Here is a 13,732-nt window from a genome sequence, read left to right as displayed (position 1 = left end):
GCTGATTCCTCTGGATCTCGTCCCACCACACACCCTCACGATCAGGGTGTTGCGACAACCAGTTGAATCCGCCCTGAGAGCCTCTATCCGAATGCACGATGCAACCGGCGGCGTCACGGCGTCGAGATACCGCGTTGTCCAGGGCATTCACCGCGAGACAAGCCTTCATCCGGTCGCTCATCGAGTAGCCCACGATCCGGCCGGAGAACACGTCCTTGATCGCGCAGAGGTAGAGCTTGCCCTCGTCGGTCCAGTGCTCGGTGATGTCGGTCAGCCACAGCTCGTTGACGTCATCGGCGGAGAAGTCCCGCTTCACAAGGTCGTCATGGACGGGCGGTCCAGGGCGCTTCCCGTTCTTGCCGCGCTTCTTTCCGAACACGGACCACCACTGGTTGTCCCGGCAGATCCTCCACGCCGTCCGCTCACACATCACCTCGCCGGACTCTGCGGCTTCACTGACGAGGAACCGGTAGCCGAACTCGGGGTCGTCGCGGTGGGCGTCCAACAGTGCGTTTGCTCGGTAGGCCTCGGTCAGCTCGGCTGTGGTGACCTGCTGGTGCCGCCAGCGATAGTAGGGCTGACGGGAGAGCTTCAAGACCCGCAGGGACACCGCGACGGGAATGTTGTCAGCGGCGAGCTCGCTCACGAGCGGGTACCACCTTTTCCCGGCAGGTTCGCCTGGGACAGGTAGGCGGCAGCACGACGCAGGACCTCGTTCTCCTGCTCCAGCAACCGGTTCCGGCGGCGGAGCTCGCGCAGTTCCGTCGAGTCCTCACGGGTCTTCCCGGGGCGATTGCCGTCGTCGATGTCTGCTTGGCGGATCCATTTGTGCAGCGTCATCTCGTGGACGCCGAAGTCCTTCGCGATCTGCGCGATGGTGACGCCGTCCTCACGGGACCGGGCCACTCGCACGACGTCTTCACGGAACTCCTGGGGGTAGGCAGCGGGCATGATGCACGTCCTTCCAGGCCGCCCAACGGGCAAGCCAGATCAGATGTCACCTATCGGTGCGGCAGTCCCTTGCTGATGAGAACGTCGCCGAGTTGTCGATGTTGTGCGGCTATGACGATGACCTGACGAAACAGGCCACGGCGACGTCGAATCGGATCCGGGGCCTGCTGACTCAGATCCACCCCGGACTGGAGACCGTCATCGGTCCGCACCTGGACCATCCGGCGATGCTGGCTCTATTGGCGAAGTACCCGACGCCCAAAGTCTTGCGTCGTGCCGGGAAGCACCGAGTCGAGACGCTGCTGCGCAAGCAGGCACCGCGGGCGTGGAAGCGGTGGGCGACCGCGATCTTCACCGCACTCGACGGGCAGACGGTGGTGGTATCAGGTACCGACGCCGCCGGCCTCGTCCTGCCCCAGCTGGCCGCGTCGTTGGCGCAGACACGATCGTCGCGGGATGAGGTACTGGTGCGCATCGAGGAATTGGTCGAGGCGCATCCGCTTTTCGAACTCCTGACGTCGATGCCGGCAGTCGGCGTCAGGACTGCTGCGAGGATCCTGACTGAGATCGTGGGTAAGGACTTCGAATCAGCCGGACACCTCGCATCGTATGCCGGACTGGCACCGGTGACATGGCGATCGGGAACCTCGATCCGAGCAGATCACTCGTCCCGGCGGGGGAACAAGATCCTCAAACGAGCGTTGTTCCTATCCGCGTTCGCGGCGTTGAAAGACCCGCTGTCGAGGGCGTATTACGACAAGAAACGGGCCGAACATAAGAAGCACAACCAAGCCCTGATCGCGTTAGCGCGCAGGCGCTGCAACGTGCTGTATGCGATGCTGCGCGACGGCTCCTACTTCCATACACCCGAGGTGGCGACCGCCGCCTGAACCGAACCGTAGCGGAGTACCAGATCAGTCCGGGAGCTGGTTCCCAGACCGATCATCCCTGCCTTTCGACTCCTACCGAATATTCTTGAAGAATCTGGCGGCTCCCCTTGACTTAAAACATAGGGGCACCCCCCCCCAGACCAGCACGGGGATGAATGCGGCCCGAACTATGTCGATCGTGAGGTTGGCCTGGACGACGTCGCGGACGATGGCGCGGTCGCGTCATTAGTGTCGTCAAGGAGAGTGGTCCTGGTAGCGAAGGTGTGGTTCATCACGGGGGCGTCCAGAGATCTCGGCAGGATCTGGGCAGAAACTGCCCTGGAGCGAGGAGACAGCGTCGCGGTGACGGCGCGGGGAGTGGAGCCCCTGGCGGAGCTCGCCGATCGGTTCGGGGAGCGTGTGTTCGTGCGTGCTCTGGACGTGAGGGGCCGGAAGGACGTGTTTGCCGCCGTCGCAGAGGTGCGCGAGCGCTTCGGCCGGATTGACATTGCAGTCGGCACGCGGGCTACAGCTACACCGGAGCGATCGAAGAGCTCGACTTCGACGAGGCCAAGGCGAACTTCGACACCAACGTCTTCGGCGCGCCCTGGTTCATGCAGGCAGCGGTGCCGGTCCTGCGGGAGCAGGGCGACGGACACATCACTGGGATAGGTGCGCAGGCGATCCCAACACCAGCCCCCGGCAGCGGCCTATCCGCGCCGGGTGTATCTGTGACGGCGTTCTGGTAGACTCGGGTCGTACCGAGGGGTGTTCCGTCAAGGGGCTGAGATACCACTGGACGTTGTCAGCGTGGTGACCCTAGAACCTGATCCGGATCATGCTGGCGAAGGGACTGGTCTAGCAGGGCTTCTTTCCCTCGCTGGCCTCCACAATGGGAGGTCACAGTGTCTAATGCTGTCGTTCCTGACACTTCCTCATTTCACGCGTACCCAAGGGCTGCGGTCATTTCTGTCCTCATCAAAGACGACCATGTTCTTTTAGTGCGACGTGCGAACCCTCCCGATGCAGGATTCTGGGGTTTCCCGGGTGGGAAGATAGAATTCGAAGAAACAATCACCCGAGCCGCCGAACGCGAACTCCGTGAAGAAACCAGCATCATCGGTAAGGCCACCGGTGTCTTGACCTCCGTTGACGCGTTCAGCCAAGACGAAAACGGACCGTTGGACAGTCATTTCGTGCTCGTCGCCGTGCTCTGCCGGTGGCACTCGGGGCAACCCCACGCTGGCGACGATGCCCTCGAAGCGCGCTGGTTCGCCCTCGACGAAGTCGATGAAGCCCGGGTGACCCTGAGCAAGGATGTCGCGGAGGTCGCTCGGTACGCCGCCGCACAGCAGCAGAAGGAAGGGTGTTCATGACGATCTCCAACGTCCTATCCATCGCAGGAACCGACCCCACCGGTGGGGCAGGCATCCACGCCGATCTCAAAGCCTTCTCAGCGATTGGCACCTACGGCATGGCCGTGATCACCGCGGTCGTGGCGCAGAACACGCGCGGTGTGCGCTCGTTCATGCCCCTTGATCCGTCGTTCGTCGGTGAGCAGATCGATGCGGTGTTCGACGATGTGCGTGTCGACGCGGTGAAGATCGGTATGGTCGCCAACGCCGCCATCACCGAAGTCATCGCCGATCGCCTGCACCACCACGAAGCCGAGACCGTGGTCCTGGATCCGGTGATGGTCGCCAAGAGCGGCGACAGGCTGCTGGACGACGATGCGGCGGCGGCCATCCGGGACACCCTCGTGCCGCTGGCCACGGTCATCACCCCGAATCTTCCCGAAGCCGCTGTGCTCCTCGATACCGAGGATGCCACCAATCTGCGGCAGATGGAGGACCAAGCCACCCAGTTGCGTGGACTGGGCTGTCAGTGGACGCTGCTCAAAGGCGGGCACCTCACGAACGAGACGGTCAGTGTCGACTACCTCGCCGGCCCCGACGGGGTCTCCACCTACTCGTCTCCCCGGGTCGAGACCCTCAACGACCACGGCACCGGTTGCACCTTGTCCTCGGCAATCACTGCGCTGCTGCCCGGCCACTCGGTGCCCGAAAGTGTGGACCAGGCGAAAACCTACCTGCAAGGCGCTCTGGTTGCCAGCGGTCGCCTCGACGTCGGCCAGGGGCATGGTCCTTTGCACCATTTCCACCAGTTCTGGCCGCGCGGGTAGGGATGTAGAACAGCCCCGCCTCGTTCCTCGCGTTCGGGGCCAACCACTTCGACTCATGAAAGGAGCCGTGACTATGACGCGAAAGATGTTTCTCGCAGGCCCGTTCAAAGCTCTCGTCGATGCCGACACCCATGTGATGGGCGATGCCGAGATCGACAAGTACACCTCGATCATCGACTTCTTCGAAGCCCAGGGGTGGGATGTGCACTGCGCCCACCGCAGAGAGGGCTGGGGTCGTGAGTTCATGGAACCCAGCGAGTGCACAAGCATCGACTACAGGGAGATCGCCGCCTGTGATGTCTTCGTCGCGTTCCCGGGTGCACCCGCGTCCCCGGGCACGCATATCGAGATCGGGTGGGCCTCAGCCTGGAAGAAGCCCATGGTCTTGCTCCTCGAAGAGGGAGCTGAGTACGCGTTCCTCGTCCGGGGCCTCCCAGCGGTCGCCTACGTTGAGATGATGACTATCGATCCCGAGCAGCCCACCGCGCCACGCATCCTCGCTACGATCGAGCGCGTGCAGGCAGGAGTCGTCAGTGAAGCCTGAGTATCCCGACCTCCACACGCTCTACCTGGATTCACTGCGACAGGTCTACACCGGGTTCGAATACCAGAACAGTCCCCGTGGGCAGGACGAACGCGAAATCATCGGCTTCACCGCGCGCCTGACCAACCCCGCCCGGCGATATTGCTTGGCGCGGTCGCGTCGGCAGAACATCATCTTCAACTACGCCGAAGCACTGTGGTATCTCTCGGGGAAGAACGACCTCGACTTCATCCGCACCTACGCGCCCTCGATGAGCCGGTACAGTCCCGACGGTCTCAGCCTGCCGGGCACGGGGTATGGTCCCAAACTGCTCAGAGACGTCGGCGGCGAGACCGCGATCGAACGAATCGTCAACATCCTCAACGACGATGACCCTGCGAGCAAACGTGCCGTCCTGCAGATCTTTGACGACTCCGAAGACATCTACCGCCGCAACATCGACGTCTCCTGCACGCTAGCTCTCCAGCTATTGCGCCGTGACGACCGTTTGCACATGGTCGCGTTCATGCGCGCCAATGACGCTTACATGGGACTGCTCAACGACACGTTCTCCTTCACGTTCGTCCAAGAATTCCTCGCCTCGATGCTGGGACTGGCTCCGGGCGTGTACATCCACAATGTCGGCTCGATCCACATCTACGAAAAAGACCTCACCAAGGTGGGCAGCCTCCTCGACGGCGATGAGCAGACGATCGTGGAGGAAGCCACCCTACTTCCACGGCTACCCTCGGGAGCGAGCCTGGACCAGGTGCACCAGGTATTGGACTTGGAGCAGTCGATCCGTGCAGACAGGCTCCCAGGCCGCGCACTGGCGGCGTCTGACCTTCCAGAAGCGTGGGTCGACATTGTCCGCCTGTTCTGGATCCACCGGCAGATCCAATGTCAGCGACCAGTCGACCCATCGATGATCGGCGACCTCCACCCCCTCCACCGGGAGCTGGTCGTGAATCGATGGCCCAGCATCGAAAACGCGAGCGTGAGGGCGGTGCAGCAGTGACGACATCATGGACGACTCCGGCAGTATCAGCAGGGTTCGATGCCTACGACGACTATGTCGAAACCCGACTCGCCTACACCCCGCTCGTGAACGACCTCCAGACCGCTTGCGGCCGAGAGGCGGTCGTGCTCGATTACGGGTGCGGCAGCGGAAAAGTCTCACGACGCCTCCTCGACGCCGGAGCCACAGCGCAGGTCATCGGTGTCGACATCAGCACCGACATGGTCGCGCTCGCCCGGTCGCAGACCCCGCAACCGACGGCACGATTCCACACCATCGACAGCGGCCACGTACCCTACCCTGACGCCACATTCGATGCGATCGTGTGCTGCTTCGTGTTCATCAACGTGCCCACACGCGAGGAACTGAGAGCTATCGCCCGCGAACTCGCCCGAGTGCTCACGCCGACCGGCACACTCTTCATCGTCGACAGCAACCCGGCGGCCACAGGAATACCGTTCCCGACCTTCCGCAGTGGCGAGCCCGGCAGACGCTACCGCGACGGAGACGAACGCAGGGTCAGCTTGCAGATCCCCGGCACCGGGGTCCTCGAGCTTGTCGACCGGCACTGGTTCATCAGCACCTACGAGGCGGTGCTGAACGAGGCCGGTTTCACAGTGGACCAGGTCACCGACCGCGGAGCACAATCGGTGGAGGACGTCGGCATGCAGTCGCCCATCGACCATCCGCCGTTCATGCAGATCACAGCCCACCTCGCAGAGGTCTCCGAGCCCACGACCGGGGCTGGGTAGATGGCACGCGATCGTTCCTATCCGAAACCGGCGACACTGGCGGCAGTGGTCCGGGAAGGGCGAGTACTTCTCATCCGTCGGGCCAAGATGCCCGATGCTGGGCGCTGGGCATTCCCCGGGGGGAAGATCGAACCCGGCGAGACCGTGACCGTCGCGACCGTGCGCGAACTCGCCGAGGAAACAGGAGTGCACGCCACACCCGGGGATGTCTTCGATGCCGTCGACGTCATCGATGCCGACCACGATCTGCATTATGTTCTGATCGCGGTGCTCTGCCGATGGGAACGGGGGGAACCGGTCTCGGGCGATGATGCGCTCGAGGCGGCGTGGTTCACTCTCGATGAAATGGATGCGATACCGGTGGCGCAAACATTCGACGTCCGCGCTATCGCCGAAACCGCACTCGAGCTGGAACGCGAGCAACAAGAGCGTCCAAAGTAAGGGCGGATTCAAGCGGTCAGCGCAACATCTCCTGTGAGATGGGACAGTCACTGACCACAGGAGGATCCGGATGCAGGGCAAGCACGGTCATCTCAGCCGGGAGCAGAAGCAGCTGGCGCTCAGGTTGCACGCGAGGGGCTGGCGGCTGGTCGATATCGCCAAGGAGATCGGCTGCAGCGCGCCGCTGGTCGGGGTCATGGCCCGGAGCGGCAGGCACCTCGATGCCAAACCGCTCGGCTGGAAACCACGCCAGGGCTGCCTGACGATCGATGAGCGCGAGCAGATGCTTCTGGGGATCAATCGTGGCGATACCTTCACCGCGATCGCCGGGCAGCTGGGGCGAACGGTGTCCACCATCAGCCGTGAGGTCAAGCGCGGCGGAGGCCGCTGCGAATACTCGGCTTGGCGCGCACATGAACGTGCCCGCCAGCAGACTCGTCGGCCGAAGCCGTTCAAGCTCAGGCCCGGCCGACTGCTCGAGGAGGTCGCCAGTCGGCTGGAGCAGTTGTGGTCGCCCGACGAGATCGCGGTGCGCCTACGGTTGGATCATGCCGATGATCCGCAGATGCGTGTGAGCCACGAGACGATCTACCAGTCGCTGTTCGTGCAGGGCAGAGGCGAGTTGCGCCGTGAACTGGCCCGGTGCCTGCGGTCCGGAAGGACGGCTCGCAAGCCTCGCGGGGCCATCGAGGGTCGTGGCCGCATCCCCGGCATGGTGATGCTCAGCCAGCGCCCTGCCGAAGCCGACGACCGTGCAGTGCCCGGGCATTGGGAGGGTGACCTCATCCTTGGTCAGGGCAGCCGCAGCGCTGTCGGGACGCTCGTCGAGCGCTCGACACGGATGACATTGCTGCTGCACCTGCCCGATGGCAAGAGCGCCGAGCAGGTCGAGGCAGCAATGCGCGAGGCGGTCAGCAAGCTGCCGTCCTCCTTGGCCCGAACGATCACCTGGGACCAGGGCGCGGAGATGGCCAAGCATGCTGCGTTCACTACCGCCACGGGCATTCCGATCTACTTCTGCGATCCTCACTCGCCCTGGCAGCGGGGGAGCAACGAGAACACCAACGGCCTGCTGCGCCAGTACCTGCCCAAAGGCACCGACCTGAGCGTCGTCAGCCGCAGGGAACTCGACATGATCCAGGACAGTCTCAACGGGCGCCCTCGGAAGACATTGGGCTATCTGACACCATCAGAGAAGCTCGCAGAGTTCCTTGCGCTCACCGCTTGAATCCGCCGATCTCATTGGCGCGGCGGGCTTCGGCGAGTTCTCGACGCAGCCTGCGATTCTCTTCGCCCAGGCTCTCGTCAGTGGCGGGTGCCGGTGTCGCCTTGCTTGCTGTGATGGCTTGGTTGCACCAGGCGCGCAGGGTCTCGGGGCCGCAGCCCAGCGACTCGGCCACGACTCGGATGGAGGCCGCGCGTGGTCCGCCCTCGGTGGCTTGGCGGTCGAAGACCATCCGCACGGCGCGTTCGCGGAACTCGGGGGTGAACTTCTTGGGCATGATCCGATTCTCCTTCAGGAAGCTCGGAACCAAACCCAGGGCGCTTCACTCACGCACACCGGCTCTAGTCAACAACGTCATGCCCTCCTACACCTAGTAATTAGTTGAACTAGTGATTTCGAGGCTTGTTGCCTTGCAGTGGTTCAGTTTGTGGTGCTCAGATGAGGATGCTGTTGGTGATATTTGGAGCGTCAGTGCCGCTGCTGGGTGTAGCAGTTGCCGATGGCTCGGCTGTCGCCGACGGAGTTTCGCGTGCCGAGGTGGGTTCGGGCGTTGGGCTCGGTGCTGCGGTCGGTGTGTTGGTGTCGGTTTTCGGGGTGTCCATGTCTGTCCTTCCGTTGGGGTGTTCGGGTGCATATGACGGATGGGGTTACAGGAGTAGAGGACCGCGTTGTATGGTTTCCAGCTTGCCGTCGATCGTTACCCGACGCAGTGAATGTATTGTCAGGGATTGCGAGCAGGCGGTGTAGCTGATGGTGGCCTGGAAATAGGGCTGGCCTGTGGCGATCTTTACGGCGTTCGTTGCGGAGTATGTGAAGGCGCCAGAGTACCGCATGGTGTACGCGGTGAGGTTCGCGATCTGCGGCACTGCGGTGTCCACGACTGGGCGGGACCAGTTGCTGTTCGTGTTCATCTCTTGCCAGGCGATGGTTCCCAAAGCGGTCGGGAAGTACAGCGTGATGCTCGGTGACGTGATGGTCGTGGAGCTGGTGGCGCCTTCGACCCACAGCCCGCGGTCGGGGTAGCTCCCGCGGCCGTCGATCGTCAGCAGACTGCCAGGGGCGGTAGTGCTGCAGGACTTCCGTACCGTCACGACCCCCTGCAGACCTGGCCGGGGTGATGCAGCCACGGCAGGAGCAGGAGTCGTGAGGGCAATGACGGGCGCGGACCAGGCTGCCGCGGTCAGCGCAGTTCTGCGGGGCATCTGGGGGGCGGAGTGGGTCACGGAGGCTCCTCGAGCTGCGGGGCCGTGGCTCTGTCATCAGAGCCTCGGTAAGTACATGCTGAAGAATGCACCAACTGTCACGCCTGGCGCAACAAACGTGACAGGTCTCACAAGAGCACGGCCGTGGCGCGGGTAGGGGGGTGATCATCCGCGCGGGTTTAGGGCGCAATCTCTGGGTTGCGGGGCCGTCGTGTGGCCGGTGAATCGAGGAAGTGGAGGGTCGGCCGGTCAAGGGAGGCGCCGACCGACCCTGCCGGTGACATGGAAGAACATGTCACCGACTACTCTATGCGTATGCATGTGGTAGTGTTCCGCGGTGCCCAAGGCAGTCTTGGGGGACTCCAGATGGATCGATCTGGGGTAAGACCTTGGGCCGCAGGGGGTTCCTGGCTGAGGGGCCAGGAACCCCCTGATCTTATCCTGTGTGTTAGCTGTGTCTAGACATGGTGGGCAGGTGTCCCAAATGGGACACCTGCCCGAGGTGGTGCTGGTCAGAGGTGGGCTCCTTCCGGGCCGGTGGTCGTGTCGATGACTTCGGGGCTCTCGGGGTGGACGTGACGCTGGTCGTCGGGGAACGGCGTCGGCTCCGGTGTGGTGGTCTGGTCTGGCTGGGTCGCGGAGTCGTGGAAGTTCTGCCATGCCTCGGCTGCTCGACGGTCCTGGGGAGGGGTGTCGGGCAGGACGGTGTCGGGGTCGTCCCAGTCACAGGCCTGGCGGGCGATCAGGGCGGCGTCGATGCGCTGTGTCGGTTCGGTGGCCAGGGAGGAGCGCCAGGGCTCGTTGTGGGTCTGGGCTCGCAGGACGGTGAGGCGATCGGAGATCTTGTCCAGGACCTGACGCACGGTGTGTGTCTCGGCGTCGTTGTCGGAGGTGGGGACCGCCAGGCCGCCGTGGCGGGTGGAGCGGGGCTGGAGGTCTGCGGCCTTGACTGCGGCCAGGGCCTCGCGGGGTGTCTCCGGGGCTGGTTCTTCGGGGACGCGGTGGCCGCGGGCGATCTCGTTGATGATCGCGTGCCAGTGCTCGCTATTGGCCCAGGAGGTGACTGTCTCCGGGCCGTGGGAGCGTTCGACCCATTCCACGGCCTGACGGGTGGCGATCGCCTGTCCCGCGTACCGGAGCTCGTCGGTCAGACGGGGCAGATCGGCGTCCCAACCGTGGGCATGATCGCGGACTTCGTGGGCTGTCATGTCGGTGTCGGAGCGGTCCAGGACGCGCACGAGCTGATCACGGACGGTCTTGGGTGTGATCTCCCGGATCATCTTCCAGGGGTCCGGGGTGTCGGTCTGAGTGTCTTGACCGTCGCTGTCTGGGATGGGCAGGACCGCGGTGTTGGAGTAGCGGCCGCGGGTCATGCCGACGTAGAAGGTCTCTCGCGACGTCGTCGAGGGATCGACGGCGGTGATGGCTCGATCGACGGTCGCGCCTTGGGAGCGGTGAGCGGTGCAGGCGTAGCCGAGCTGCGTGGTGGCGAGGACCTCGGGCGACAGATGGACGGCGGCACCGTTGTCGCGGGCGGCTTCCAGCGCCCCGTCAGCATGGACGCGGGTCACAGTCAGCAGGTCGCCGTTCTTGATGAACTCTCCGTGGTCGTCGAGCACCGCACGCTCGTTGCGGCGGGTGAGGATGCGGTCACCGACTCCGGCGACGGTACCGGCTGACAGCTCGGCGGTATGGGTGCCGTCGACTTCGCCTTCGGAGCGCAGGAGCGCTTGGGCTTGTGCGTTGAGGCGGTCGACGGAGTCCTTGGTGGAGGCGATGAGCAGGGCCGAGCCCTGTGTGCGAGCTTCGGCCCACTGCTGGAAGGCCGTGGTCTCGACGTCGTCGGGGTCGGCGACTCCGGTGATGCGGTCGTGTTCGATCAGGGTGTCGATGGCGTGGTGCTGGCCTTCGCGCAGTGCAAGGGAGTTGGAGGCCTCCCAGTCGTTCTTGAAGCGCCACACGCTGCTGAGGGTGGCGGCGGTGACGTCGGGTCGGTCCTGGTGGCGTTCGATCCATCCGAGGGTTCCGCCGGCTTCGATTGCGCTGAGCTGTGCGGGGTCTCCGACGGCAACGATCTTCGCTCCGGCGTGCTGTGCCTGGTCGCGGAGCTGATCGAGGGCTTGGGTGCCGGCCATGGAGGCTTCGTCGACGATGACGAGCTGGTTCGGGCGCATGGTGTAGCGGTCTTGGGTGGTCTCCAGTTGGGTGATGGTGGCGTTGAGGCGGCGCATCGTTCTCTGCTGCGCGGCCGAGGGTGAGTCGTCCAGGTGGGCGAGAAGGAGGGTCATCTCGTCTCGGGCCTTGTCGAGCTGCTCTTGGCGATGTTGGGCGCCGGGGCCGGCGGATTCCCAGAGCCACTTCGTGACGTTGTCGGTGGGGATGTCGATCTCCTTGCTGAGCACGGAGGCGGCGACGGCTGAGGGGGCGAGCCCGACGATCGAGCCTGTGCCGTGCTGGTCTTCCCAGACTTGGCGCAGTGCGGACAGCGACGTGGTCTTGCCGGTGCCGGCTGGGCCGATGAGGGCGCTGACCGATTGAGGAGCTGTGGCGATGCTCAATGCGGCTCGGCGCTGATCATCTGCGAGGGAGTGCCCGTCGCCGACGGTGATGCTGTCCAGGACGGCCTCGGCCCGGGTGGTGTCGGAGATGACGGGGCCTTGGTTGTTGGTGGCGGCGTCGATGAGCCGGGCTTCGGCATCGAGCTGTTCGGGGGTCGCGTAGGCCGCGGTGTCGTTGAAGGCGTGGTCCGTTCCAGAGGACAGGCCTGGGTGGTGCTGATCGGGGGACTGGTAGCGGTGCGGGGTGAGCCGGACCGTGGAGTCCAGGGCGAGGTCCGTGACGGTATCTAGGAGCTGGTCTCGATCTTCGGGGGTGTGGCACCGCACGGCGGCGAGGCCCCTGGAGATCTCGGCGTGAACGTTGGCGCGGGTGAAGGTCGCACGCTGGGCGGACACGGTCGTGATCGCGCGCTGGGCGATCTGGGTCATCGTGTCGGGCTGGATGGTCTCAGCGGTCGTGATGCTCGGCTGCTGGGCGATCGTGCGGGAGACGATTGCGGCCGGGTTGAAGCCGAGGTCCGAGGCGCGGTCGCGCCACTGGGCGCTCTTGCGTTCAAGGCTGCGGTGGTCGTCGTGGTCCTTGGCCTCGCGGGTGGCGAGGGTGGCCTGACGACGGATGTCCAGGAGATCACCCTCCGATGGTCGGGCACCGTGCTCTTCAGTCCAAGCAGCGATGAGTCGGTCGGCTTCGGCCTCGATCGCCCGCGCTCTGGTGGAGAACTCGTTGATGAGTTCGTCCGGGACGCCTGCCAGTTCGATGCGCGCGTTGCGGTCGGTGAGCTGGAGACCGTCGGCGCTGGTCGTGATCTCGCCGCGGATCTCGGCTTGGGCGCCGATGGTGCGGGCGAGCTCGTCGAAGAGAAGACCGTTGAATCGCTCGGAGGCGGCGACGACGTTCTTGTGCAGGTTGACGGAGTCGAGGGTGGTCCAGGCTCCGTCGGAGGCGCGCTGGATGCGGTTGGCGACGACGCCATGGGTATGCAGCTGCGGGTCGCCGGCACGGGAGTCCCAGTGGTCGAAAGCGGTGGCGACGAGTCCGCGGGTGGCGACTTTGGCGACGCCGGCATGTCCGGCTCGGGTCTAGATGACCCGGTCGTCCAGCCACGACAGGCTCTGATCGACGGCTGCGCGGTGGGCAGCATGGATCGCGGCCTTGGTCGGTTCATCGGCCATGGCCCACAGCACCGAGACGGACTTCGGCACGGAGAACGTGAGGTCGAATCCGGAGACAGGCTGCCGGTCGGACTTCGCGGGCTTGCCGGCGGCGGTCTTGGCTCCCTCGGGGGCCTGCTGGGCGGTGATCGGGGCGCGCCCCAGGGGCTCGCCAGTCGTGGGGTGTGCCGAGTCCTGGAGGAGTCGGCGCGCGGCCTGGGCAGTGACGCGCGTGCCGGGATCGATGCCGAGCCCGGCGGTGCCGGCACCGAGCCATCTGCCGGGCGGGGCACCGGCAGAGGTGTAGTAGCGGGTGAGGTCGCGGGTGCCGGTGCCGGCTACCGCGGCGTCGCCGATCGCGACCTGCTCCAGGTAGTACTCGACGGACATCTTGGAGATGGAGACGGTCATCGGTTCCTTCTACGGGGAGCGGTTGCCGGTCGGGGTGTGTGAATCGCCCCGGGTTTGTTAGAGGCTCGCAAGTGCCGCGTCGGCGGGTGCCGGTGCGGGGTGGTTGTGATGGTAGGTGTCCTCGAGCTCGACGGGCGGGATCATGCCGATCTCGCCGTGAAGTCGCCGGTGATTGAACCAGTCGATGTATTCCGCGGTCGCGATCTCGAGGTCGTCGATGTTCTTCCAGGGCCCGCGGTTGCGGACCAGTTCAGCCTTGAACAGCGAGTTGAAGGCCTCGGCCAGGGCATTGTCATACGAGTCGCCGGTGGAGCCGACCGAGGCGGCCGCGCCGGCCTCAGCAAGACGCTCGGTGTAGCGGATGGCGACGTACTGACCGGATTCAACTGGTCGTTGCAACACCGGCTTCTTGGAGAGACTTTAGCTGCTCGTTCAGTGCCTCGGCAGG

The 13,732-nt window shown here is 64.7% G+C and carries 11 protein-coding genes, 4 pseudogenes and 1 riboswitch; of the genes and pseudogenes, 9 read left to right on the top strand and 6 right to left on the bottom strand.

Annotated features, from left to right (window positions below; all coding sequences use genetic code 11):
* Positions 1 to 73: 73 nt before the first annotated feature.
* Positions 74 to 951, bottom strand: a pseudogene (locus QL985_RS10700) (IS3 family transposase); the annotation flags it as partial.
* 68 nt (positions 952 to 1,019) lie between these two features.
* On the opposite strand from QL985_RS10700, the pseudogene QL985_RS10695 reads away from it, so the two are divergent.
* From QL985_RS10695 to QL985_RS10660, 9 genes and pseudogenes are all read left to right on the top strand, one after another.
* A pseudogene (locus QL985_RS10695) lies at positions 1,020 to 1,841 on the top strand (IS110 family transposase); the annotation flags it as partial.
* 228 nt (positions 1,842 to 2,069) lie between these two features.
* Positions 2,070 to 2,492 carry an SDR family NAD(P)-dependent oxidoreductase gene (locus tag QL985_RS12130; protein WP_356765928.1) on the top strand — a complete coding sequence of 141 codons (423 nt, stop codon included), beginning with the start codon at positions 2,070 to 2,072 and terminating at the stop codon, positions 2,490 to 2,492.
* Positions 2,493 to 2,574: 82 nt separating this feature from the next.
* Positions 2,575 to 2,691, top strand: a riboswitch (TPP riboswitch).
* Between the two features lie 34 nt (positions 2,692 to 2,725).
* Positions 2,726 to 3,196, top strand: a complete 471-nt coding sequence (locus QL985_RS10690; RefSeq protein ID WP_259895877.1) for an NUDIX hydrolase — start codon at positions 2,726 to 2,728, stop codon at positions 3,194 to 3,196.
* Complete coding sequence (gene thiD / locus QL985_RS10685) at positions 3,193 to 4,002, top strand: bifunctional hydroxymethylpyrimidine kinase/phosphomethylpyrimidine kinase (protein ID WP_239358774.1); 810 nt, start codon at positions 3,193 to 3,195, stop codon at positions 4,000 to 4,002. Before QL985_RS10690 ends, thiD begins: the two co-directional genes overlap by 4 nt.
* Before the next feature lie 73 nt (positions 4,003 to 4,075).
* Positions 4,076 to 4,546, top strand: a complete 471-nt coding sequence (locus tag QL985_RS10680; RefSeq protein ID WP_239358775.1) for a nucleoside 2-deoxyribosyltransferase — start codon at positions 4,076 to 4,078, stop codon at positions 4,544 to 4,546.
* Positions 4,536 to 5,543: a thymidylate synthase gene (locus QL985_RS10675; RefSeq protein ID WP_239358776.1), complete on the top strand. Its 1,008-nt coding sequence runs from the start codon at positions 4,536 to 4,538 to the stop codon at positions 5,541 to 5,543. Before QL985_RS10680 ends, QL985_RS10675 begins: the two co-directional genes overlap by 11 nt.
* Entirely contained in the window at positions 5,498 to 6,295 is a 798-nt protein-coding gene (locus tag QL985_RS10670; RefSeq protein ID WP_259901423.1) for a class I SAM-dependent methyltransferase, read from the top strand. Before QL985_RS10675 ends, QL985_RS10670 begins: the two co-directional genes overlap by 46 nt.
* Positions 6,296 to 6,736: an NUDIX hydrolase gene (locus tag QL985_RS10665; protein WP_239358778.1), complete on the top strand. Its 441-nt coding sequence runs from the start codon at positions 6,296 to 6,298 to the stop codon at positions 6,734 to 6,736. It abuts the gene before it with no gap.
* Positions 6,737 to 6,806: 70 nt separating this feature from the next.
* On the top strand, positions 6,807 to 7,964 hold the full coding sequence (locus tag QL985_RS10660) for an IS30 family transposase (protein ID WP_239358779.1): 1,158 nt from the start codon (positions 6,807 to 6,809) through the stop codon (positions 7,962 to 7,964).
* Here QL985_RS10660 and QL985_RS10655 read toward each other — a convergent pair.
* From QL985_RS10655 to QL985_RS10635, 5 genes and pseudogenes are all read right to left on the bottom strand, one after another.
* The gene (locus tag QL985_RS10655) at positions 7,954 to 8,238 is read right to left on the bottom strand and encodes a transposase (RefSeq protein WP_239358780.1); all 285 of its coding nucleotides are present in this window, start codon (positions 8,236 to 8,238) and stop codon (positions 7,954 to 7,956) included. The genes QL985_RS10660 and QL985_RS10655 overlap by 11 nt on opposite strands.
* A 370-nt stretch (positions 8,239 to 8,608) precedes the next feature.
* Positions 8,609 to 9,184, bottom strand: a complete 576-nt coding sequence (locus QL985_RS10650) for a hypothetical protein (RefSeq protein ID WP_239358781.1) — start codon at positions 9,182 to 9,184, stop codon at positions 8,609 to 8,611.
* Positions 9,185 to 9,675: 491 nt separating this feature from the next.
* Complete coding sequence (locus QL985_RS10645; protein WP_239358782.1) at positions 9,676 to 12,150, bottom strand: AAA family ATPase; 2,475 nt, start codon at positions 12,148 to 12,150, stop codon at positions 9,676 to 9,678.
* 93 nt (positions 12,151 to 12,243) lie between these two features.
* Positions 12,244 to 13,263: pseudogene (gene mobF, locus QL985_RS10640) on the bottom strand (MobF family relaxase); the annotation flags it as partial.
* Positions 13,264 to 13,341: 78 nt separating this feature from the next.
* A pseudogene (locus tag QL985_RS10635) lies at positions 13,342 to 13,659 on the bottom strand (integrase core domain-containing protein); the annotation flags it as partial.
* Between the last annotated feature and the right edge of the window lie 73 nt (positions 13,660 to 13,732).

This window comes from Kocuria sp. APC 4018 (assembly GCF_030407675.1).
Lineage (GTDB): Bacteria > Actinomycetota > Actinomycetes > Actinomycetales > Micrococcaceae > Kocuria > Kocuria rhizophila.
The sequence above is the reverse complement of the archived record's forward strand: the minus strand, read 5'-3'. Positions and strand labels throughout refer to the sequence as shown.